Origin of the sequence: Clostridium psychrophilum (assembly GCF_018861705.1) — a bacterium.
Lineage (GTDB): Bacteria > Bacillota > Clostridia > Clostridiales > Clostridiaceae > Clostridium_AD > Clostridium_AD psychrophilum.
Genome location: NZ_JAHLEC010000053.1, coordinates 1 through 23,045 on the forward strand (window position 1 = coordinate 1; position 23,045 = coordinate 23,045).

Annotated in this window: 21 protein-coding genes, 1 rRNA gene and 1 pseudogene; 11 read left to right on the plus strand and 12 right to left on the minus strand. The window is 29.0% G+C overall.

Annotation, left to right across the window (positions count from 1 at the left end; all coding sequences use genetic code 11):
• Positions 1–286 precede the first annotated feature (286 nt).
• The 3 genes and pseudogenes from KPL38_RS11690 to yyaC all read left to right on the plus strand — a co-directional run bounded on the left by KPL38_RS11690 (position 287) and on the right by yyaC (position 2,902).
• A pseudogene (locus tag KPL38_RS11690) lies at positions 287–1,190 on the plus strand (aminotransferase class V-fold PLP-dependent enzyme).
• Positions 1,191–1,199: 9 nt separating this feature from the next.
• Positions 1,200–2,252 carry a sporulation integral membrane protein YtvI gene (gene ytvI / locus KPL38_RS11695; RefSeq protein ID WP_216289313.1) on the plus strand — a complete coding sequence of 351 codons (1,053 nt, stop codon included), beginning with the start codon at positions 1,200–1,202 and terminating at the stop codon, positions 2,250–2,252.
• 47 nt (positions 2,253–2,299) lie between these two features.
• Positions 2,300–2,902 (plus strand): spore protease YyaC, encoded by a 603-nt coding sequence (gene yyaC, locus KPL38_RS11700; protein ID WP_216289314.1) that lies wholly within the window; start codon positions 2,300–2,302, stop codon positions 2,900–2,902.
• A gap of 124 nt (positions 2,903–3,026) precedes the next feature.
• Here the strand turns inward: yyaC and KPL38_RS11705 are convergent, their stop codons facing one another.
• From KPL38_RS11705 to rpmH, 12 genes are all read right to left on the minus strand, one after another.
• On the minus strand, positions 3,027–3,527 hold the full coding sequence (locus tag KPL38_RS11705) for a DUF4446 family protein (RefSeq protein ID WP_216289315.1): 501 nt from the start codon (positions 3,525–3,527) through the stop codon (positions 3,027–3,029).
• A 39-nt stretch (positions 3,528–3,566) separates the two neighbouring features.
• Positions 3,567–4,415, minus strand: a complete 849-nt coding sequence (locus KPL38_RS11710) for a ParB/RepB/Spo0J family partition protein (RefSeq protein WP_216289316.1) — start codon at positions 4,413–4,415, stop codon at positions 3,567–3,569.
• A gap of 6 nt (positions 4,416–4,421) precedes the next feature.
• The gene (locus tag KPL38_RS11715) at positions 4,422–5,189 is read right to left on the minus strand and encodes a ParA family protein (RefSeq protein ID WP_216289317.1); all 768 of its coding nucleotides are present in this window, start codon (positions 5,187–5,189) and stop codon (positions 4,422–4,424) included.
• A 165-nt stretch (positions 5,190–5,354) separates the two neighbouring features.
• Positions 5,355–6,134 carry a nucleoid occlusion protein gene (noc, locus tag KPL38_RS11720; RefSeq protein WP_216289318.1) on the minus strand — a complete coding sequence of 260 codons (780 nt, stop codon included), beginning with the start codon at positions 6,132–6,134 and terminating at the stop codon, positions 5,355–5,357.
• 187 nt (positions 6,135–6,321) lie between these two features.
• Positions 6,322–7,041, minus strand: a complete 720-nt coding sequence (rsmG, locus tag KPL38_RS11725) for a 16S rRNA (guanine(527)-N(7))-methyltransferase RsmG (protein ID WP_216289319.1) — start codon at positions 7,039–7,041, stop codon at positions 6,322–6,324.
• 112 nt (positions 7,042–7,153) lie between these two features.
• Positions 7,154–9,046, minus strand: coding sequence for a tRNA uridine-5-carboxymethylaminomethyl(34) synthesis enzyme MnmG (gene mnmG, locus KPL38_RS11730; RefSeq protein WP_216289320.1), 1,893 nt, complete (start codon positions 9,044–9,046; stop codon positions 7,154–7,156).
• 8 nt (positions 9,047–9,054) lie between these two features.
• Positions 9,055–10,431 carry a tRNA uridine-5-carboxymethylaminomethyl(34) synthesis GTPase MnmE gene (gene mnmE, locus KPL38_RS11735; protein ID WP_216289321.1) on the minus strand — a complete coding sequence of 459 codons (1,377 nt, stop codon included), beginning with the start codon at positions 10,429–10,431 and terminating at the stop codon, positions 9,055–9,057.
• Between the two features lie 211 nt (positions 10,432–10,642).
• Positions 10,643–11,269 carry an RNA-binding cell elongation regulator Jag/EloR gene (gene jag, locus KPL38_RS11740; RefSeq protein WP_216289322.1) on the minus strand — a complete coding sequence of 209 codons (627 nt, stop codon included), beginning with the start codon at positions 11,267–11,269 and terminating at the stop codon, positions 10,643–10,645.
• Between the two features lie 51 nt (positions 11,270–11,320).
• A complete protein-coding gene (gene yidC, locus KPL38_RS11745) occupies positions 11,321–12,013 on the minus strand; it encodes a membrane protein insertase YidC (protein WP_246577934.1) in 693 nt (230 codons plus the stop codon).
• A gap of 20 nt (positions 12,014–12,033) precedes the next feature.
• Positions 12,034–12,243 carry a membrane protein insertion efficiency factor YidD gene (gene yidD / locus KPL38_RS11750; RefSeq protein ID WP_216289323.1) on the minus strand — a complete coding sequence of 70 codons (210 nt, stop codon included), beginning with the start codon at positions 12,241–12,243 and terminating at the stop codon, positions 12,034–12,036.
• A complete protein-coding gene (rnpA, locus tag KPL38_RS11755; RefSeq protein WP_216289324.1) occupies positions 12,215–12,586 on the minus strand; it encodes a ribonuclease P protein component in 372 nt (123 codons plus the stop codon). Before rnpA ends, yidD begins: the two co-directional genes overlap by 29 nt.
• A 52-nt stretch (positions 12,587–12,638) precedes the next feature.
• On the minus strand, positions 12,639–12,773 hold the full coding sequence (gene rpmH / locus KPL38_RS11760; protein WP_071614800.1) for a 50S ribosomal protein L34: 135 nt from the start codon (positions 12,771–12,773) through the stop codon (positions 12,639–12,641).
• Positions 12,774–13,317: 544 nt separating this feature from the next.
• Here rpmH and dnaA point away from each other — a divergent pair.
• From dnaA to KPL38_RS11800, 8 genes are all read left to right on the plus strand, one after another.
• Complete coding sequence (gene dnaA / locus KPL38_RS11765) at positions 13,318–14,670, plus strand: chromosomal replication initiator protein DnaA (protein WP_216289325.1); 1,353 nt, start codon at positions 13,318–13,320, stop codon at positions 14,668–14,670.
• A gap of 268 nt (positions 14,671–14,938) precedes the next feature.
• Positions 14,939–16,048 carry a DNA polymerase III subunit beta gene (gene dnaN / locus KPL38_RS11770; protein ID WP_216289326.1) on the plus strand — a complete coding sequence of 370 codons (1,110 nt, stop codon included), beginning with the start codon at positions 14,939–14,941 and terminating at the stop codon, positions 16,046–16,048.
• Positions 16,049–16,093: 45 nt separating this feature from the next.
• Positions 16,094–16,300: an RNA-binding S4 domain-containing protein gene (locus KPL38_RS11775; protein WP_216289327.1), complete on the plus strand. Its 207-nt coding sequence runs from the start codon at positions 16,094–16,096 to the stop codon at positions 16,298–16,300.
• A gap of 139 nt (positions 16,301–16,439) precedes the next feature.
• Positions 16,440–17,531, plus strand: coding sequence for a DNA replication/repair protein RecF (gene recF / locus KPL38_RS11780; RefSeq protein WP_216289328.1), 1,092 nt, complete (start codon positions 16,440–16,442; stop codon positions 17,529–17,531).
• 36 nt (positions 17,532–17,567) lie between these two features.
• A complete protein-coding gene (remB, locus tag KPL38_RS11785) occupies positions 17,568–17,831 on the plus strand; it encodes an extracellular matrix regulator RemB (RefSeq protein WP_216289329.1) in 264 nt (87 codons plus the stop codon).
• A gap of 20 nt (positions 17,832–17,851) precedes the next feature.
• Complete coding sequence (gene gyrB / locus KPL38_RS11790) at positions 17,852–19,756, plus strand: DNA topoisomerase (ATP-hydrolyzing) subunit B (protein ID WP_216289330.1); 1,905 nt, start codon at positions 17,852–17,854, stop codon at positions 19,754–19,756.
• A gap of 104 nt (positions 19,757–19,860) precedes the next feature.
• A complete protein-coding gene (gene gyrA, locus KPL38_RS11795; protein ID WP_216289331.1) occupies positions 19,861–22,434 on the plus strand; it encodes a DNA gyrase subunit A in 2,574 nt (857 codons plus the stop codon).
• 545 nt (positions 22,435–22,979) lie between these two features.
• A 16S ribosomal RNA gene (locus tag KPL38_RS11800) occupies positions 22,980–23,045 on the plus strand; the annotation flags it as partial.

A 23,045-nucleotide genomic window follows, 5' to 3' on the forward strand; every position in this document is an offset into this window, starting at 1 on the left:
ATTTTTGCAAAACATAGTAATCCTCCTCTACGTACTGATTTTGATATTATTATATCATAATTACTACGTTTGGAAGTAATTACAAGCTTTTTGTGGGATAATCATAATATTCTATTATATGTTAATTTGAAATTATATTATATATAGACTAATTTTATTATAGGCTATTTGTAGTTTTAATTGTATAAAATAGCATTAAAATTATTTTGTAACATTAATTGATATTGTATTTATATATGAAATATAGCACTACTTCTTGATTTAAAATATAAAACTGGAGGAAAGCATGAAAATATATTTAGATAACGCAGCAACTACATTTCCAAAACCTCAAAAAGTATATACCTCAATGATGAATTATATGATGAATATAGGTGCAAACCCCAGAAGAGGTGCCTCAACTTTGTCTCTCGCAGGTAATAGAGTTATATTAAATTGTAGATATGCAATAATGGATTTTTCCCACTTTGATAAAGTTGAAAATGTAATTTTCACACCTAATGTTACTACTTCATTAAATATACTTATAAAATCATCTGTAAAAAAAAGGTATATATTTCATTGTAGATGTTGCCCAGACTGCTGGTGTGCTACCAATAGATTTCTATAAATTAAATTGCAACGCGCTTGCTTTTACAGGTCATAAAAGTTTACTTGGACCAAAAGGTACAGTTGAATTTTTAATTGATGATAAATTCAATAAACAATGTACTTCATTTATGGAGAGTGGTACTGGTAGTATTTCTTCTAGCATTGTTCAACCAGATTTTTTACCTGATAAATTCGAGAGTGGGACCTTAAACGCTCCATGCATTGCTGGCCTTTTAGAAGGAATCAATTCTAGAAATATAGGTGCTATTCGAGAAAGTGAAGAATATCTATGCAAAAATTTTATAGATGGTCTATTAAATATATCATCAATTAATGTTTATGGTTCAAAATGTCAATCAAAGAGAACTGCCACAATCTCTGTTAATTCAACTAAAATTGACAATTCAAAGCTATCTTTTATTCTAGATAATGAATACGGTATTATAACAAGAAGTGGTCTACACTGTGCACCTTATGCCCATAAAACTATAGGAACATATCCATCAGGTACCTTAAGATTTAGCATTGGACCCTTTAACAATATTAAAAATATCAAAGATACCCTGAATGCAATCAATACTATTATTAGAAAGGTGTGATTTTTAAAAATGGAAAATATTTTAATAAAATTTGATAAACTCTCTATTTTTTTTGTCTTGTATACCATTGTTTTTGTAATTTTCTTTGGAACTATAGGTTACACACTTCCATTTGTATTTGCTCTTATTTTAGCTTTATTCCTTAGAATTCCAACAAGATATTTAATGAGAAAATTTAAAATCAAGAATACTATCGCTTCATTGTTTACTACCACAATATTTTTCACTATAATTATTGTATTGTTATCTTTAATTATTACAACTATAACTTCTGAATCAATACAGCTTGGTAAAAATATTCAATCCTATTTTGCCTTAAACAAAGATAATATAGTTAGTTTTTTTAGTAACCTTCAAAATTATTATAAAAATCTAGATCCCACTATCATCAGCAATATTGAAGCAAATATTACGAGCTATATAACAAAAACATTAAACATTGGCATGGCTGCATCTACAAAAATTTTTTCACAAACTTTGGATTTTGTGTCTACCATACCTTATGTTTTGATGGTGTTGTTATTTACTTTACTTGCTACATATTTTTTTACCAAAGACCTATCGTCTACAAATAGGAAAAAATTAAATCTAATTGCACCTAAAAGTGAAGACAGAATACGTTATATATTTGATGAATCAAAAAAAATGCTTAAAAACTATTTACTCTCATACTTATTAATAATAACTATAACATTTTTGGAAACATTAGTTGTTTTTTTTATTTTTAAAATTAAGTATGCATTAACCCTAAGTTTACTCTGTGGACTATTAGACTTACTACCCATCTTCGGTATAGGAACTATATATCTTCCTTTAATAATAATATATTCTATATCTAATAATTATATAGTCGCGTTAGGACTTTTTATATCTTACGTACTTATTACAATAATAAGACAAATTATTGAGCCTAAAATTGTATCTTCATCACTAGGTATCCACCCTGTTGCCGTTCTCGCTTCTATATTTATAGGCCTTAAAGCAAATGGTATTCTCGGTATGTTATTTTGTATGTTTTTACTAGTATTTTATAATATATTAAGGAAAGTTAAAGTTTTATAGAATAGAAAACCTCATGCGTGGCTAAACTCCAAGTAGGAGGTTTTTTTATGGTAAATAAGATAATTTTAGATTCTATGTCAAGTGATTGCATTTTTAAATTAAGAGATACAATAAGTCAATATATTTTTCCAATAATTGAATCCGCAAGACCTATTGTTGTTTTATGTATTGGTACCGACAGGTCTACGGGTGACAGTTTAGGACCACTAGTTGGAAACAAGATCAAATTTTTAGTTAGAAACAAAATCCATGTCTATGGTAGTCTTGAGTGCCCAGTACATGCAAAAAATTTATGTGAAACAATTGATGAAATTAACTATTCATATCCAAACCCTTACATTATTGCAATTGATGCTTGTCTTGGAAGTTTACAAAACGTAGGAAAAATTATTGTTGAAGAAAAACCTTTAAGCCCTGGTGCAGCTATGAACAAAAATTTACCTAAAGTAGGCGATTTAAGCATAACAGGAGTAGTAAATATATCAGGGGCCTTCGAATTCATGGTTCTTCAAAATACAAGACTATATACCGTGATGATGCTTGCTGATGCTATTTCAAAAGGTTTATATCATTCAGTGCTAAAAACTATAGGCGACAGAAAATATAGTTCTTTTTATGATGACTTTAAAATAAAAAATGTTGAAGGTTAACCTTATTCATAATTTACAAAAAAATATAGAATTAAAATATGATATTTCATGTTTTAATTCTATATTTTTTTGTTTTATTTAATTAATATTCTTAATTACGCTATCAAAAATCTAAAATTTATTATTATTTTGAAATTATTGCTTGCTCTAATACTTTATTTTCTTCATTTGACAATTCATACCTAGATATTCCTTTATCTATTGGTTTTGCATAAGTAGTACTCTCGTCTCTACCGTAAATGCTTGTCAATATAACTCCATTACTGTTTGCATCTAACAATGCTAAAGAAAAACTTAAGTCACTCCCCATATCTTCAAAAGCTTTATATCTTATAATTGAAGTTTTTTGCACACAAGATGTTAATCTTCCATTTATTTGTTCATACAACTGTTTCATAATTTCATTTTCTTTCTTAACTTCATCAATTTTGTCTAAATAAGATATAACTATTTCTTCTAAATTTTTTGTACTTGCACCTCTCATTAGCCTTCTGTATCTTGATTCTATTTTGCTTAAAGATGTATATGTAATTATAACTATTATAATTAATATAATTACTAGAAGTATTAGAGCTATTGTTATATATATTTGTGTACTATTTATAAAATTTATTATACTCTCCATTAAAAATTACACCCTTCCCCTTATGTTTCACGTGAAACATTATATGTTAAAAGTTTCTAAAATTCTCTCAAAATCTTCTTCTGAATAATATTCAATTTCTATTTTACCCTTGCTTTTATTTTTGTGATTTATTAAAACCTTAGTGCCAAAATGATTTTCTAATTTATTCATTATATCTTTATAATATATATTATTTTCTGTTTTGACTTCCTTTTCTTTGTTTTGATTTCCAAAATTTTTAACTAACCTCTCTGTTTCTCTAACATTGAGCTTATCTTCTATTACATTTTGAGCAATTTCATATTGAAATTGTTTGTTATCTAATCCCAATATAGCTCTCCCATGTCCCTCTGAAATCACTTCATCTACTATGTAATCTTGAACTCTTTCATCTAAATTTAATAATCGCATACAGTTTGTTATAGCTGTTCTTGATTTAGATACCTTTTTGCTTACTTCGTCCTGTGTAAGACCAAAATCTTTTAATAATTTTTTATATGCAATTGCTTCTTCTATAGGATTCAAATCCTCCCTCTGGATATTCTCTATTAATGATATTTCTAATACTTCTTTATTGTCTAAATCCATAATAATTGAAGGAATTTCCACAAGTCCAATACTTTTAGCTGCCCTAAATCTTCTTTCACCTGCTATAACTATGTATATATTTTCTTGTTTATTTAAAATAATAGGTTGTATAACTCCATGTTCTTTTATTGATTGTGCCAATTCAGATATCTTTTCAGAATTAAATTTTTTTCTTGGCTGATCTTTATTAGCTTTAATTAAATTTATAGGTACTTGAAAAACGTTAGAACCATCTTTATCAATTTCTTCCTCTGGTATTAGGGCACCTAACCCTTTTCCTAATCCAAATTTTTTACTCAATTTATATCATCTCCCTTGTCTATCTAAAAATTCGTTAGCTAATTCTTTGTATGCATCTGCTCCTTTACATTTATCATCATAAAGCATAATAGGCAATCCAAAACTTGGCGCTTCTGCTAGTCGTATGTTTCTAGGTATTGTTGTAACATATACTTTGTCATTAAAATATTTTTTAACTTCTAAAGCAACCTCATTACATAGTTTAGTTCTATTATCATACATACTTAAAACTATACCCTCAAATTCAAGCTTTTTATTTAAAGATTTCTTTATTAATTGGATAGTATTTACTAATTGACCAACACCCTCTAAAGCGTAAAATTCGCATTGGATAGGAGTTAACACATTGCTGGCAGCCGTAAGAGCATTAATGGTTAAAATGCCTAATGAAGGCGGACAATCTATAAAAATATAATCAAATTCTCCTTCAATTTCTTTAAGTTTCTCTTTTAATATATTTTCACGATTACTTTTATTAATTAACTCCACTTCTGCACCAGCAAGTTCCATTGTAGAAGGGACCAAATACAAATTATTTACAAGTTCACATTCTTTTATAGTATCTCTAATGGATATATCAGATATCAACAAATCATATGTTGATAAACTTATGTTTTTCTTATCAAACCCTAATCCACTAGTAGTATTACCTTGGGGGTCAATATCTATAGTTAGAATTTTCTTACCCTGCATAGCTAAATACGAGCATAAGTTTATATTCGTAGTAGTTTTGCCTACCCCTCCCTTTTGATTAAAAATACATATGGTTTTCATGACTACACCTTCCATTCAAAATAATATTTATGTTTCGACATGTTATATCTACATATAACCTATTATATATTTATGTTAAATATTTTAATAGTACTTTTTAAGATATTTAACATAAAAATAAATAAAAAAGCAGAATGTTTCACGTGAAACATTCTGCTTTTTTATTTATTTTTTAGGTATTCTTATAATTACTTCTATACTATCTTCTAATTCTTTAGATTTGTATTGAGCATTTATGCCGTATTTATCAAAAACTTGTTTTATAGTATTTATGTATACTCTAGGTGTGAAAATTCCTTTTATTCTCTTCTTTCGATGAGTACCAACTTCATTTTTACATAAAATCAATAATTCTTTTTCTATAAGTTCTTCCGTATTTTTAACATTAAGTGATTTATCGACAATTACTTTAAGTACTTTTTTCTGAATATTCACATCAGGCAACCTCAGCAAAGCTCTAGCATGCCTCTCTGTAAGCTTATTTTCCACCAAAACATCAATTATTACCTTATCCAATTTAAGTAATCTTAACTTATTTGCAATAGTTGATTGCTTTTTACCAATCATTTGTGCTAAATGTTCTTGTGTATAAGAATGATCTTTAATAAGATTATAATAAGCTGTGGCTTCTTCAAAAACATTCAGATCTTCTCGTTGTAAATTTTCAAGTAATGCAATTGCTGCGGATTCCTTGTCTGTAATATCTATAATAATAACTGGGACCTCTTCAAGTCCTATTTTCTTAGCTGCTCTTAATCTTCTTTCACCTGCTACTAATTCATATCTGCTTTCCCCACTTTTTCTAACTGTTAGAGGTTGAATTATTCCATAGGCTTTTATTGATTGAGATAGCTCTTCAATCGTTTCTTCATTAAAGTGTTTTCTAGGCTGATAAACATTTGGAGAAATTAATTCTATAGATACGTAATTTACATTATTTTTCATAATATACCATCCCTCAATTTTTCCTTTTCCTTTAGTGTCTCTTTTTTACCTTTTATTAATAATTCTATTTTTTTTTATTATTTCCTTCTTTTGTTTATGTTTTCCATAATACAAATTATAACATTTATCATACAATATAGTCTTATAACTCCTACCTAAGAAGTTATTTCTCATTTTTTATAAAAAATTAAAATAAAGGATTCTTAGCAACTGTTCCTGCTTTTCTAGGATATTTTCTATTGGTAAAAGAAATTTTTTTTATTATTACTAGATTATGATTTAAATCACTATCCTCAATTTGAACCTTTTCAATATGCTCTATTCTTCCGCCAAGCAACCTAATTGCATTTTTTGATTGCTTTATTTCTTCTTCAACTGCCGGGCCTTTCATAGCCACAAAATATCCGCCAACTTTTACATATGGTATACAATACTCACTTAAGACTGTTAAATTAGCAACAGCTCTTGAAACTGCCACGTCAAACTTCTCCCTATATTGCCTTTCTTGTGCAAAATCCTCTGCTCTTCCGTGAATAGCTTTAATGTCATTCAATTTAAGAGAGTTAATTACTTCATTTAAAAAATTAACTCTTTTATTAAGTGAATCCAGTAACACTATGTTAATTTCAGGTTTTATTATTTTCATAGGTATGCCTGGGAAACCTCCACCGGTACCTATATCTATTATATTTTTTGCATTTTTTAGCTGATTAAACTCAAAAACCTTTAGAGAATCAATAAAGTGTTTTTTTACTATAGCATCATCTTCTTTTATAGCAGTCAAATTAACTTTTTCATTCCATTCTTTTATAAGATCCTTGTATTTCATAAATTCATCATATTTTTTCTCATCAAATTTTAGTCCGACATTATTGCTAGCTTCATTTAATATATCAAAATATTCCATAATTCACCTCTATATTTTTCTTGTTATTTGCTACTCTTCAACCTCGGTAACGTTCATTATCTTTAGTTAAAATCATTTTCCCAAAATTTATTAGTAATTATCTAAGGTCTGTCTATCCCTTAGAACTATTACTAATTCTCTTTTGTTGTTCTAGATATATCATTAGAACAGACATATCAGCAGGGGAAACTCCTGATATTCTAGAAGCTTGACCTATACTTTCCGGTTTAATTCTACCAAGTTTCTGCTTAGCCTCATTTCTTAATCCTTTTATATTGTCATATTTTATATCTTTTGATATTATTTTATTCTCAAACTTCTTAAACTGTTTAATCTGATCTAATTGTTTTTGTATGTACCCTTCATATTTTGAAACAATATTAACCTGCTGTTGTATGTATTTATTTAATTTAGGCCTATCGCTGTCCAATTTTTCAACTATAAAATAATCGAGTTCCGGTCTTTTTATAAGTTCGTACAAACTTATAGGCTTTTTTAATGGTGTTGAATTAACAGAAATTAAAAATTCTTCAATATCTTTTTTATTTGTAATCTGCAAATGTTTTATTCTTTCAATTTCTTCTTCTAACTGCATCTTCTTTTTTGTAAATATTGCGTATCTATCTTCTTTAACAAGTCCAACATTATATCCAATTTCAGTTAATCTTAGATCAGCATTATCTTGCCTTAATAATAATCTATACTCTGCCCTCGATGTCATCATCCTATAAGGCTCATTTGTACCTTTTGTAACTAGATCGTCAATTAAAACTCCGATATAACCATCAGACCTCTTAAGTATTAATGGTTCTTTACCCTTAACCATAAGCGCTGCATTAATTCCTGCAATAATGCCTTGAGATGCAGCTTCTTCATATCCTGAGCTTCCGTTTATTTGACCCGCTGAGAATAATCCTTTAATGTTTTTAAATTCCAACGAAAGTTTTAGATCTGTTGAATCTATACAATCATATTCTATTGCATAAGCCGTTCTCATAATTTCTACATTTTCGAGTCCCTTTACCGTTTTTAACATTTCTACTTGAATTTCTTCAGGAAGTGAACTAGACATACCTGCTACATACATTTCTAGCGTATTCTCACCCTCTGGTTCTATGAATATTTGATGTCTTTTTTTGTCTGTAAATCTCATTACTTTATCTTCAATGGATGGACAATACCTAGGCCCTGTGCTCTTAATTGAACCATTGTATAATGGTGATCTCATAATGTTTTTTCTAATTACATCATGAGTAGTTTCATTAGTGTAAGTTAAATAACAGCATAGCTGATTACGACTTATATCTTCACTAATAAAAGAAAATGGAACCACTTCCTCGTCGCCAAATTGAACTTCCATTTTAGAGAAATCTACTGATCGCTTATTTATTCTAGCTGGGGTTCCCGTTTTAAATCTTCGGAGTGTTATACCTAAATCAGCTAAGGAATTAGATAGTTGATTAGCTGGTTGTAATCCACTAGGACCCTCACTATAACTAAGATCTCCAATTATAACTTTTGATTTTAAATATGTTCCAGAAGCTATAACTATAGCCTTTGTTGTAAAATATGCATCATTTTTTGTAAGTATACCCTTTATATGACCATTTTCTACATCTATCGATACTACTTCTAATTGTCTTAATTGCAGATTTTCCTGCTTTTCTAATACATTTTTCATTCTGCGCCCATATGCCTTTTTATCTGCTTGGGCTCTTAATGAGAACACAGCTGGACCTTTAGATTTATTTAGCATTTTTGATTGTATATATGTATTGTCAATATTTATTCCCATTTCACCGCCAAGTGCATCTATTTCCCTTACTAAATGTCCTTTAGCAGTACCACCAATATTAGGATTACATGGCATTAAAGCCACACTGTCTAAATTAATGGCACAAATTAAAGTCTTACACCCTATTCTTGCAGATGCGAGTGCCGCCTCGCAACCTGCATGACCAGCTCCAATAACTATAACATCAAAATTTCCTGCATCATATTTCATATTTCTACCTACTTTCCTAAACAAAATTCTGAGAATATTTTATGTATAATATCTTCATCTAAAGCCTCTCCAGTAATCTCGCCTAAATTTGTCCATGCATTTCGAATATCAATTGATGCCAAATCTATAGCTGATGTATATTCTAATGCATTTAGTGATGATTCTAAATTTTCCTTTGCTCTTATTAACGATTGTTTATGTCTATTATTAGTAACAAAAACTCCTTCAGTTTTAATTTCTCCGTTAAAGAACAAGTCTTTTATATATTCTCTAACATAATTTAGTCCTTCCCCTGTTTTTACAGAAATGTTAGCTATATATTTAGACTTTAAACTTTGTAATTCACTTATATCTATTTTACCACCTAAATCACTTTTATTTAATAATACAATATATTTTTTTTCTTTAATATATTCAATAATTTCTTTATCTTCAATACTGAGCTTAATACTTGAATCTAATAACAATATAACCAAATCTGCCTCATCTATTTTTTCTTTTGATTTTTCCACTCCTATTCTTTCAACTTTGTCATCAGTTTCACGGATACCTGCAGTGTCTACTACTTTGATTGGTATACCTTCAATGCTTATATATTCTTCTATTGCATCTCTCGTAGTACCTGGTACATCTGTAACAATAGCTCTTTTCTCTTTAACAAGAGCATTTAGAAGTGATGATTTTCCTACATTAGGTTTTCCAACTATAACAGTACTAAGGCCCTCTCTTAAAATTTTGCCTTCATCCGCTGTGCTTAAAAGTATATCTATTTCATTTATTATTTTAGTAACGTCTTTAGTAACATCTTTTGCAGTTACTTCCTCTATATCCTCTTCTGGGTAATCAATAGTAACTTCTATATGTGCTATTACACTAAGTAATGCAGTTCTAATAGTTTTTATTTCCTTGGAAATAGAACCTTCCGATTGCATAAGAGCTGATTTCATACTAAGCTGCGTCTTTGCTCTTATTATATCCATAACGGCTTCTGCCTGACTTAAATCAATCCTACCATTTAAAAATGCCCTTTTAGTAAATTCTCCTGGTTCAGCCATTCTAGCTCCTGCGCGAATAACTTCTTCGAGTATTCTGTTAGTCCCAACTACTCCTCCATGACAATTAATTTCAATAGTGTCCTCTGCAGTAAAACTTCTAGGACCTTTCATATATGAAATGATTACTTCATCTAATTTACTTTCATTCTTATCTACCACATGGCCATATCTCATAGTATAAGACTTGAAATCATTAAGTTTCCTATTATTCTTACCTACAAATATGCTATCTACTATTTCTAATGACTTATCGCCTGATATTCTAATAATAGATATACCACCTTCGCCTATGCTAGTTGATATTGCGGCTATAGTATCAAATTCTTTCATTGAATATGACCTCCTAATTTTATGCGTATTTATTATTATATCCTGTTTAATTATATTCTATCTAAGTAATTTTATTATTTATATTATATTTTTTAATTGTATTCGTAAAATTCAACGTTTAATTGTTAACATGAACTATATATTAGTAACTTTGAATTTTAAGAATAAAATCAATGTTACAATTATTTTCATGAATTTAAAAAGAAAGCCCTTAGGCTTTCTTTAAATCAACTACAACTTTTCTATAAGGCTCCTCACCTTCGCTAAATGTATAAACATATGAATCATTCTGAAGCGTAGAGTGTATTATTCTTCTCTCATAAGGTTTCATAGGCTCAAGTTTTAATACTCTACCACTAACCCTTACCTTATATGCAATTTTTGATGCAAGCCTTTTTAAAGTTTCTTCTCTTTTTGCCCTATAATTTTCAGTATCCAATACTACTCTTTTATATTCTTCATCATGTCTCTTGTTTACAACTAAACTTACAAGGTATTGAAGCGCATCTAGTGTCTCTCCTCTATACCCAATTAATAAACCCATATTAGGTCCAATAAGATTAACCTTAATCTCATTGTTTTCATATTTAAGATTTACTTCTGCTTTCATATTCATAGATTTCAATACTTCATTTAAAAAAGTTTTAGCTTCATTTAAACTATCTCTTTTAATTGTAACTCTAATTTTAGCAGGTTTTACCCCTATAATATGTAAGAAACCTTTGCTTCCTTCATCTATAGTTTCTACTTTTACTTTATCTATTGTAACTTTTAATTCTTTTAGTGCATTACCTATAGCATCATCTACGTTTTTTCCCATCATTTCTATAATCTTCATATAGTTATACACCCGCCTTTCTAAATATAAAATTAGGCACTTGTGTTAAATTTATTTTTTGCTAAGCTGTACATTATCCGTTTTTTTACCAAGTTCTGCTTTATTTATAACTACAGTTTGAACTACTTGTATTACGTTATTTATTACCCAATATAATACCAAGGCACCTTTAAATTTAAGACTCATAAATCCCATAAAAATAGCCATTCCAGTATTCATTGTTGATGTTTGTTTAGATTGAGAACCATCTGCTGTTGGCGGTTGCATAAGCTTTGATGAAAAATATGTTGTAACAGTAGACAATATTGGTAATATATACATTGGATCAGGTTTTGTTAAATCTGGTATCCATAAGAAACCAGCACCCTTCATGTTTAATGTATTAAATACATAAAATAAAGCCAACAAAATAGGCATTTGAATTATCATTGGTAAACATCCACCCATTGGATTTACTCCATTTTCTTTATAAAGTTTCATTACTTCTTGCTGAGCCTTTTGAGGATCACTTTTATATTTTGCCTGAACTTTCTTCATTTCAGGTTGAATTGCACCCATTTTAGCAGTTGATTTAAGTTGCTTAACACTTAATGGTAACAATATCATCCTTATTATAACAGTGAAAATAATTATTGTTAGTCCAAATGATAAATTATAATTTGGTATAACTGTATGCACACCACCATGTATCAAAAAAAAGAATTTTTGAAGTGGTTGGACTATAAAATCCAAATTAAAGTTCAAATATAAAACCTCCCGAATAGTTATTTAACAGGATCAAAGCCTCCCTTATTATAAGGATGGCATCTCAATATCCTCTTTATTCCCATAAATAAACCTTTTATAGCTCCATACTTTTCAATAGCTTCTAAAGTATACTGAGAACATGTGGGATAAAATATACAACAAGGCCTCTTAAGAGGTGATATATATTTTCTATAACACTTAATGCCCAGTATAAGTATTTTTTTCATTATTAATTAAACCAGCTTTCTTAAGCAATTTCTTCAAGGCATTCTCTATTTCTTTATAATTTTTAGTATTAGAAGGATTCCTTGCAATAAAAACCAAATCATATCCTGTCTTTAATCCTTCATTGTTAAGCCTATAGCTTTCTCCTATTAATCTTTTAACTCTGCCTCTAGTTACACTATTTCCGACTTTTTTACTTACGGATATTCCGCACCTATTAATTTCTTTACTATTTCTATAAATATACAATACTAATAATAGGTTAGAAAAGGATTTTCCTCTTCTATATACTGTTCTAAATTCAGTATTCTTTCTAATTCTATATTTCTTAACATTAATGTTCATATTAGCCGCCCTCTTTTCCGCAAATTGCAGAAAAAGGCCACATTAGCGGCCTTTATGCTGTCAATCTTTTTCTACCTTTTTGTCTTCTTTTCTGAAGAATGTTTCTTCCAGAAGCGGTTTTCATTCTCTTTCTGAACCCGTGTTCTTTTTTTCTTTGTCTTTTTTTAGGTTGGTAAGTCATGAACATATCTACTACACCCCTTTTCTTTTAAACTCATACATTATAGCAATAATGATGCAATTGCATACGTATGGTTTTACTATTAGATTATATAGTCACATTCTCTTAATGTCAAGATAAGCATTTTTATTGATATTGTTAATATTTTTTATATTTATGTGTTTTTTTGTGGATAACTTCTTGAACACCTTGTTATTTTTTGATATTATATAAGAAAGAACTGTGAATAACTTAATTATAAGTAAAGTTATTCACAACTTGTGGACAAAACTGTGAATAACTATTACAATGTTGTCTTAAACTTCTTTTTTTTTATATAATTTGACTATATGAGCAGATTTAATTCATATTCAATCTGTTAATAACTTTTTTTTAAAGGTTGTTTATAATTTATAGTTTTTAAAACATATAAACATAGTTATTAACATGTGCATATTTTTATTGCTATTTATCAACAACCTACAATATATTAATTTATTGTTCATAACTTTGTTTATATATTGTTTGTTTTTACATAAAAATTTTTTTTATTTAAACTGGAGGGCAGGAAATGAGCACCCAAATTAAAGATATCTGGGAAAAAACCTTAAGTATAATAAAAGGCGAACTTACAGAAGTTAGTTTTAATACTTGGATTAAAAGTATAGAACCCATGGCCTTAGATAATAGTACATTTAAATTAGGTGTTCCCAATAATTTTACCAAAGATATTCTTGAAAATAGATATAAAGATTTAATAATGAATGCTGTTAAATTACTTACATCTAAAACATATAAAATAGAATTCTTTATATTATCTGAGGAAGTAGCTGAAGTTGAAACACCTAAAGAGAAACGAGAATCTGAAAGACATAACCTAATAGTTAATGATGAAATGTCTGCAACCTTAAACCCAAAATATACTTTTGATTCTTTTGTCATTGGAAATAGTAATAGATTTGCCCATGCAGCATCGCTCGCAGTAGCTGAATCCCCTGCGAAAGCTTATAATCCACTATTCATTTATGGAGGAGTAGGTCTTGGAAAAACACATTTAATGCATGCAATAGGTCATTATATATTAGCAAACAATCCAAAATCTAAAGTTGTTTATGTTTCTTCTGAGAAATTTACAAACGAACTTATTAATTCTATTAAAGATGATAAGAATGTAGAATTCAGAAATAAGTACAGAAATGTAGATGTATTATTAATCGATGATATTCAATTCATTGCAGGTAAAGAACGTACGCAAGAAGAATTCTTCCATACATTTAACGATCTTCATGAAGCAAATAAACAAATTATCTTATCTAGTGATAGACCCCCTAAAGAGATACCTACCCTAGAAGATAGGTTACGATCAAGATTTGAATGGGGACTTATAGCTGATATACAACCACCAGACTTTGAAACTAGAATAGCTATTCTAAAAAAGAAAGCAGATGTTGAAAATTTAAATATTCCTAATGAAGTAATGGTGTATATCGCAACTAAAATTAAATCAAATATACGTGAACTAGAAGGTGCTCTTATTAGAATAGTAGCTTTTTCTTCATTAACAAATAAAGAAATTGGCATAGACTTAGCATCGGAAGCCCTTAAAGATATTATATCTAACAGGAATTCAAAACAAGTGACTATTGAACTAATACAAGATATAGTTTCTAGCTATTTTAATTTAAAAATTGAGGATTTTAAATCTTCAAGACGTACTAGAAACATAACATTCCCAAGACAAATAGCAATGTATTTATGCAGAAAACTTACAGATATGTCACTTCCCAAAATAGGTGAAGAATTTGGCGGTCGTGATCATACAACTGTAATACATGCATGTGAAAAAATATCTAATGGTCTTAAAGTAGATGAAAACTTGCAAGATAACGTAGCCGAACTTACTAAAAAAATAAGTCAAAAATAAAAAATTTTATTGTTAACAAATGTTGATACTATTTATATATAACGCTGTGCATAAAATAATACATAATACCTAACTGTTAATATTGTGGATAACTGCGATTTTTTTTGCACACTTATCCACAATTACTTTTATTTAGTATTGTTACATAGTAAAGGCTAAGATAGGTTTTTAACATATCAACAGCCCCTACTACTATTACTACTATAAATAATTATTATCTTACCTATCTTTAATCAATTTCCCATGTGGATAAGGAGGTCTTTTTTTAATGAAGTTTATATGTGAAAAAAGTATGTTACAAGAAGCAATTTCAAATGTTCAAAAGGCTATTACTGGAAAATCAACAATGCCTGTACTACAAGGTATATTATTAGTTGTCAAAAATAAAGAGGTAACACTTATAGGATCAGATATTGATCTAAGTATTGAAGCTAAGCTTGATGCTGAGGTTACAGAGGATGGAAGTGTAGTTCTAGATTCTAAGTTATTTGGTGAAATTATAAGAAAATTACCCAATAGTGCAGTAGAAATAAGTTCTGAGATAAATAACTCTATTAAGATAGTATGTCAAAAATCATATGCTACTATAATACATATGAATAGTGATGACTATCCTAATTTACCCAGTATAATTGAAAATATGATTTTTTCAGTTTCTCAAAAAGTATTAAAAAATATGATGAAAGGTACAATATTTGCTGTTGCACAAGATGAGACTAGGCCAATACTAACAGGTGTTTTGTTTGAAATAAAAGATAAAAAACTTAACCTTGTAGCTCTTGATGGTTATAGAGTCGCTTTCAGAAGCGAAGACGTAGATAATGATAATAGTATAAATGCTGTAATTCCAGGTAAAACTTTAAGTGAAGTATCAAAAATATTAGAGGAAACTGATGAACCTGTTAATATTACATTTACACCAAATCATATTTTATTTAATCTTGGGAAAACAAAAGTTATTTCAAGATTATTAGAAGGTGAATTCATAAAATATAGTTCAATAATACCTGAAGAATATAATCTAAAAATAACAGTTAAAAGGTCTGAATTACTAAATTGTATAGAACGAGCATCACTTATGGCAAAAGAAGGAAACACTAATTTAGTAAAATTTAATATAGAAGAAGATAACATGGTGATAACTTCTAATTCTCAATTGGGAAAGGCAAGAGAAGAAATAAATATAATTTTGCAAGGTGAGCCTCTTCAAATTGCATTTAACTCAAAATACCTAATAGAATTGCTTAAAATAATGGAAGAAGAAGAGATTGTTATGGAATTTTCAAGTGGTGTTAATCCTTGCGTAATAAGAAATAAAGAAAAGAACAATTGCACATATATGGTATTACCAGTCAGAATAAGAACAACTAATAACTAAATAAAGTATTTATAAAAAATAATTTAATAAGAAGGCGGTTTTAATATGAATGAAATAAGAGTAGATACAGGTATAATAAAATTAGATGCTTTTCTAAAGTGGGCTGGAATTGCGTCTCAAGGTTCAGAGGCAAAATTTTATATAAAAAATGGTGATGTCAAAGTTAATGGTGAGACAGAAATTCAAAGAGGTAAAAAACTAGTTAAAGGTGATATAATTGAGTTTAATAATGAATCTTATAAAATAATTTAGTTTATTTTTATGCACCGAAAGATTTTTAAAATCTTTCGGTGCGCAATTTATGTCTATAAAAAAAAATTATATATTTTTTTTTTATCTTTATAAAATATTATAAATATATATATATGTTATAATCTTAATAGGTGAGTGTATGCATATAAAATATTTACAACTAAGAAATTTTAGAAATTACAATGAATTAGTTATAGAACTTAATAAAGGTACTAATGTATTTGTAGGGGATAATGCACAAGGAAAAACAAATATTTTGGAGGCAATTTATTATTGTAGTTTAGCTAAATCTCATAGAACAAATAGGGATAAAGAATTAATAAATTGGAAAGCTTCAGATGCATATATAAAACTTTATGTGTGTAAAACTAGGTTAGACAAAAAAATAGAGATAAAAATCTTTAAAGAAGGTAAAAAGGGAGTTAATATAAATTCAATAAAAGTTCAAAAATTATCTGAATTAGTAGGAAATTTCAATGTGATTATGTTTTCACCAGAAGATTTAAATATTGTTAAAGAATCACCATCGTATAGACGTAAATTTTTAGATATAGAGTTATGTAAGTTGAGCAATCATTATTATTATAGTTTATCTCAATATAAAAAAATTTTAAGTGAAAGAAATATAGCTATAAAGAAATGGAATACAAACATTGATATTATAGATGTATATGATAAACAACTTAGTGAATTTGGTTCGACTATAATAAAACATAGAATTAATTATATAGAAAAATTAAACATAATATCAAAAAAAATACATAGTGATATAACATCTAAAAGTGAAGTGATTGAAATTAAATATTTAACTCCTATAAAAGAGTTAGATAATATAAAAGAAAACTTTTATATGCTTCTATGTAAAAATAGGAAAAGAGATATAGAAACTAAAACTACATCAATAGGACCACATAGGGATGATTTCTCTATAGATATTAATGGTATCGATGCTAGAATATTTGGATCGCAAGGTCAGCAAAGAACTTCTGTTTTATCTATTAAGTTTGGAGCATTAGAAATAATAAAAGAAATAACTGGAGAGTATCCAGTCCTATTACTTGATGATGTTTTGTCTGAATTAGATACAAAAAGGCAAGAATATATATTAAATTCAATAAAAGAGGTTCAAACATTAATTACTTGCACTGGTGTTAATGCTATAAGAAAATATTTAGGCCCGGAAAGTAAGATATTTGAAGTTACGTCAGGTAAATTAGAAGAAATTACATAAATTAAAATTTAAAAGCATCGTAAGGGAGGATTTTATATGTTTTTACATTTAGGAGAAAATGTAGTAGTACCTATAAAAGATATAATAGGTATATTTGACATAGAAACTACTATGTATAGTTCGGACACTATACAATTTTTAAGAAGTGCTGAAGAAGATGGTTTTGTAGAGCGTATAACAGATAATATCGCTAAATCTTTTGTAATAGCTGAAGTAGATAAAAAAAGTAAAATATATTTATCACCAATATCATCGCAAACTTTATGCAAGAGAACTGAAACTGTATATTATGAGCTTTAGAGTAAATTAGGAGGATATACATGGAAATAAATAATGTTTATGACGAGAGTCAAATACAAGTACTTGAAGGATTAGAGGCTGTACGTAAAAGACCAGGTATGTATATAGGTAGCACAAGTCTTCGTGGACTTCACCATTTAGTTTATGAAATTGTGGATAATAGTATAGATGAGGCATTGGCAGGTTTTTGTAAAAATATTAATGTGTTAATACATCCAGATAACTCGATAACAGTTATAGATGATGGTCGTGGAATGCCTGTAGGTATTCATCACAAAATGAAAATACCAACTGTAGAAGTTATTATGACAGTGCTTCATGCTGGTGGAAAATTTGGTGGTGGAGCATATAAAGTATCAGGCGGTCTTCATGGTGTTGGATCATCAGTAGTTAATGCTTTATCTGTTGTTTGCGAAGTAGAGGTTAAGAAAGATGGCAAAATATGGAAACAAACTTTTGCTAAAGGAAAAACTACCAGTACACTTGTAAATATAGGAACAACTACTGAACATGGAACAAAAGTTTTTTTTAGACCTGATCCAGAAATTTTCGAAGAAATAAATTTTGATTTTGAAACACTTTCTCAAAGATTAAGAGAGTTAGCATTTTTAAATAAAGGGCTAAGAATAACACTTTCGGATGAAAGAGATGATAAAAATAAAGAATTCATGTATGAAGGAGGAATAAAATCCTTTGTAGATTATTTGAATAGGAATAAGGGAACCATTCATGATACCATATACATGGAGGGAAGTAGGGATGATTATGTTGTTGAAATAGCTCTTCAATACAATGATACTTATGCAGAAAATATATTCTCTTTTGCTAACAACATAGATACAGTAGAAGGTGGAACACATCTAGTTGGTTTTAAGACAGCATTAACTAGGGTAGTAAATGATTACGCTAAAAAATTTGGATTTCTAAAAGATAATGATAAAAATTTATCAGGTGAGGATGTACGTGAAGGTCTTACAGCTGTTATATCTATAAAACTTACTGATCCTCAATTTGAAGGTCAAACAAAGACTAAACTTGGGAATAGTGAAGTTAGGGGTATAGTTGACAGTATAGTTGGTGAGGCAATTAGTAATGTTCTAGAGGAAGATCCTCAGCTTGGTAAAAATATAATAGATAAAGGATTAAATGCAGCTAGAGCCAGAGAAGCAGCAAAAAAAGCAAGAGAATTTACAAGACGTAAGTCAATACTTGAATCTACTACTCTTCCAGGTAAATTATCAGATTGTGCATCAAAAGATCCTATGGAATGCGAAATATACTTGGTCGAAGGTGACTCAGCGGGCGGTTCAGCAAAACAAGGTAGAGATAGAAAATTTCAAGCTATACTTCCACTTAAAGGAAAAATAATGAATGTTGAAAAGCAGAGAATTGATAAAATGTTAGCTTCACTTGAAATTAGGGCTATGATAACTGCTTTTGGAGCTGGTGTAGGTAAGGACTTTGATGTAACTAAAATAAGATATGATCGTATTATTATTATGACAGATGCAGATGTAGATGGAGCTCATATTAGGACTCTACTATTAACATTTTTCTATAGATACATGAAGGAATTAGTAGAACAAGGGCATGTATATGTAGCACAACCTCCGCTATTTAAGGTTTCTAAAGGTAAAAAAGAGCATTATGTATATACCGAAAAAGAACTTCAAGAAACACTTGTGGAATTTGGTGGGAAAGATAGCAATACTGATATACAAAGATATAAAGGTCTTGGGGAAATGAATCCAAACCAGCTTTGGGATACAACAATGAACCCTGAGGAGAGAACTATGCTTAAAGTTCATGTAGAGGATGCAATGGCAGCAGACGAAATATTTACTATTCTCATGGGTGATAAAGTAGAGCCACGTCGAGAATTTATACAAGAAAATGCTAAAAGTGTGCTTAATTTAGACATATAGTTTAGTAGTATATTAAGCCATTAAAGTAATTATCGTCATCCGTGGAATATTATTGAATTATTCTCCAGAGTGGCATTAAAATATTTTGTTTAAAGAGGTGTAACATGGATAATAATCAGGGGAAAATTTTACCTGTTGATTTAAGAGATGAAATGAAAAAATCTTATATAGATTATGCAATGAGTGTTATTGTAAGTCGTGCTCTTCCAGATGTACGAGATGGACTTAAACCTGTTCATAGAAGAATATTATTTTCTATGCATGAACTAGGACTAACACCAGAAAAGGGATATAGAAAGTGCGCTAGAATTGTCGGAGATGTTTTAGGTAAATATCATCCACATGGCGATTCAGCAGTATATGGGGCATTAGTTAGAATGGCCCAAGACTTTTCGCAAAGATATACGTTGGTTGATGGTCATGGTAATTTTGGTTCTGTAGACGGTGATGGAGCAGCTGCAATGAGATATACAGAAGCTAAAATGAGTAAAATTACAATACAGATGCTTCGAGATATTAATAAAGACACAGTAGATTTCATTCCTAACTTTGATGGAGAAGAAAAAGAACCATCAGTATTACCTTCAAGATTTCCTAATCTTTTAGTTAACGGATCAACAGGAATTGCAGTAGGAATGGCAACAAATATACCTCCACATAATTTAATAGAAGTTATAGATGGAGTTCTTATGGTTATTGATGATTCAGAAGTTACTATAAGTGATTTAATGACAAAAATAAAAGGTCCAGATTTCCCTACAGGAGGAATCATTCTAGGAAGGGCTGGAATAAAAAGTGCTTATGAGACAGGAAGAGGAAGAATACTTGTAAGAGCCAAGACAGATATTGAAGAAAATAAAGGAAGAAATTCAATTATAGTAACGGAATTACCTTACCAAGTCAATAAAGCAAAACTTATAGAAGGTATTGCCGATTTAGTAAAAGAGAAAAAAATAGATGGAATATCAGATTTAAGAGATGAATCAGATAGAGAAGGTATGAGAATTGTTATAGAACTTAAAAGAGATGCAAACCCTAATATAGTATTAAATAGATTATTTAAACATACTAGGATGCAGGATACTTTTGGAGTTATAATGATAGCTCTTGTAAATAATGAACCTCAAACTTTAAATCTAAAACAAGTTTTAGTTTATTACTTAGAACATCAAAAGGATGTAATAAGGCGAAGAACTCAATTTGATCTTGATAAAGCATTAGCAAGAGTTCATATTTTAGAAGGTCTTAAGATTGCTCTAGATCATATTGATGAAGTAATTCGTTTAATAAGAGCATCAAAAACTATTAGTGAAGCTAAAGAAAGTTTGATGAATTCATTTAATTTATCTGAAAAACAATCTACCGCTATAGTCGAGATGAGACTTGGTAGACTTACAGGTCTTGAAAGAGGAAAGATTGAAGATGAATACAATGAATTAATTAAAACAGTAAATTATTTAAAAGGAATTTTAGCAGATGAATTAGTATTGTTAAACATAATTAAGGATGAGCTAATAGAAGTTAGAAACAAATATGGCGATACTAGAAGATCAGCAATAGAAAGAAATCCATATAGCTTAGATGAGGAAGATTTAATTCAAGAGCAAGATATTGTAATAACTCTAACTCATGCAGGATATATAAAGAGACTTCCAGCTGATACTTATAGTGCTCAAAAAAGAGGGGGTAGAGGTATACAGGGTGTTACTACAAAAGAAGATGATTTTGTAGAACATATATTTATAACTACAACCCATAATAATATTTTATTTTTCACAAACAAAGGAAAATCATTTAAATTAAAAGCATATGAAATTCCAGAGGGTGGAAGAACAGCAAAGGGAACAAACTTAATAAATATTATACCTTTAGCTAATGATGAAAAAATTCAAGCTGTTATATGTCTTAAAGAATTTGCGCAGGATAATTATCTTGTAATGGGAACAAAAAATGGTTTAATTAAGAAAACATCACTCGATAAATATGCATCTATTAGAAAGAATGGTTTAAATGCAATAAATTTAAGAGAAGATGATGAATTAATTGGAGCTGCAGTAACTAATGGAAATAGTGAAATGCTGTTTGTTACAAAAAATGGATATTCCATAAGGTTCAGTGAAAAAGACGTAAGACCTATGGGAAGAACTGCAACTGGAGTTAAATCATTAACTTTAAGGGAAAATGATATTGTAGTATCTATGAATATCGTTACTCCTGAAGAAGAACTTTTAGTTATAAGTGAAAATGGTTTTGGAAAAAGAACGTTAGTTTCAGAATACTCACTTCAGCGCAGAGGTGGTAAGGGAGTAATAACTTATAAGGTTTCTGAGAAAACAGGAAAACTTGTAGGTGCTAGAATAGTAAAAGATGGAGATGAAATGATTCTTATAAACAGTAATGGTATTGTTATAAGATTAAATGTAGCTGGAATATCAACTACAAGTAGGAATACTATGGGAGTAACTTTGATGAGGAATGGTGAAGGAGACAATATAGTTGCTATAGCTAAAATAAATTGTAGTGATTTAATTGGTACAGATGAAGATTCTAATCAAGAAGAGGCTAAACCTTTGTTGAATGAATCAAATTCCGTTGAAGAAAATACTAAAGAAATATCTGCTGATGAGCAAAATAAATTAGGAATAGATAATGAGCCTGACGGCAAAACAGAAGATTAAAATAAAAAGTAACTATTTGAAATATTTTCAAATAGTTACTTTTTATTTTTATATCGAAATATAACTAACCAAGTGTGTCTTGATCAATAAAACAGAGGAAAATGAAGAATAGTTCAGTAATACTCACTTGATATATGAAAGAATAAAACTAATATAAATACAGCATTACATAAATTTGATACAATACATCTTGTCGTTACAAATTAGTAACAATAAGAGTTTAATTTTAATAGTTGAATATTTATCTAAATATAGAAAAATATATTGACAATGTTAAAGTTAAATAGTAAAATAGTAGAAGTCGTCAATTGATGGCAAACAACAAATTGGTCTTTGAAAATTAAACAGAGAAATAGGTAAAGAAATGAAATAATATTTTGTTTTAACCAGTTAATTACTTTAGTATAAAGTAAAATTTAGTCGTAAGACTAAAAGTATTGTAATGAGCTCGCGTACCAACTTAACTGTTGGCAAAGCAACTGTAGTTGATTAACAACATAACAGTTGTCGCAGATTAATCATTTCAAATAAAAAGTGTAAACTTTTAAATTGAGAGTTTGATCCTGGCTCAGGACGAACGCTGGCGGCGTGCCTAACACATGCAAGTCGAG

Coding starts and splice junctions, on each gene's coding strand:
- ytvI (WP_216289313.1), top strand. CDS start 1,200: ATGGAAAATATTTTAATAAAATTTGATAAACTCTCTATTTTTTTTGTC.
- yyaC (WP_216289314.1), top strand. CDS start 2,300: ATGGTAAATAAGATAATTTTAGATTCTATGTCAAGTGATTGCATTTTT.
- KPL38_RS11705 (WP_216289315.1), bottom strand. CDS start 3,527: ATGGAGAGTATAATAAATTTTATAAATAGTACACAAATATATATAACA.
- KPL38_RS11715 (WP_216289317.1), bottom strand. CDS start 5,189: ATGAAAACCATATGTATTTTTAATCAAAAGGGAGGGGTAGGCAAAACT.
- noc (WP_216289318.1), bottom strand. CDS start 6,134: ATGAAAAATAATGTAAATTACGTATCTATAGAATTAATTTCTCCAAAT.
- rsmG (WP_216289319.1), bottom strand. CDS start 7,041: ATGGAATATTTTGATATATTAAATGAAGCTAGCAATAATGTCGGACTA.
- mnmG (WP_216289320.1), bottom strand. CDS start 9,046: ATGAAATATGATGCAGGAAATTTTGATGTTATAGTTATTGGAGCTGGT.
- mnmE (WP_216289321.1), bottom strand. CDS start 10,431: ATGAAAGAATTTGATACTATAGCCGCAATATCAACTAGCATAGGCGAA.
- jag (WP_216289322.1), bottom strand. CDS start 11,269: ATGAAGATTATAGAAATGATGGGAAAAAACGTAGATGATGCTATAGGT.
- yidD (WP_216289323.1), bottom strand. CDS start 12,243: ATGAAAAAAATACTTATACTGGGCATTAAGTGTTATAGAAAATATATA.
- rnpA (WP_216289324.1), bottom strand. CDS start 12,586: ATGAACATTAATGTTAAGAAATATAGAATTAGAAAGAATACTGAATTT.
- rpmH (WP_071614800.1), bottom strand. CDS start 12,773: ATGTTCATGACTTACCAACCTAAAAAAAGACAAAGAAAAAAAGAACAC.
- dnaA (WP_216289325.1), top strand. CDS start 13,318: ATGAGCACCCAAATTAAAGATATCTGGGAAAAAACCTTAAGTATAATA.
- dnaN (WP_216289326.1), top strand. CDS start 14,939: ATGAAGTTTATATGTGAAAAAAGTATGTTACAAGAAGCAATTTCAAAT.
- KPL38_RS11775 (WP_216289327.1), top strand. CDS start 16,094: ATGAATGAAATAAGAGTAGATACAGGTATAATAAAATTAGATGCTTTT.
- recF (WP_216289328.1), top strand. CDS start 16,440: ATGCATATAAAATATTTACAACTAAGAAATTTTAGAAATTACAATGAA.
- remB (WP_216289329.1), top strand. CDS start 17,568: ATGTTTTTACATTTAGGAGAAAATGTAGTAGTACCTATAAAAGATATA.
- gyrB (WP_216289330.1), top strand. CDS start 17,852: ATGGAAATAAATAATGTTTATGACGAGAGTCAAATACAAGTACTTGAA.
- gyrA (WP_216289331.1), top strand. CDS start 19,861: ATGGATAATAATCAGGGGAAAATTTTACCTGTTGATTTAAGAGATGAA.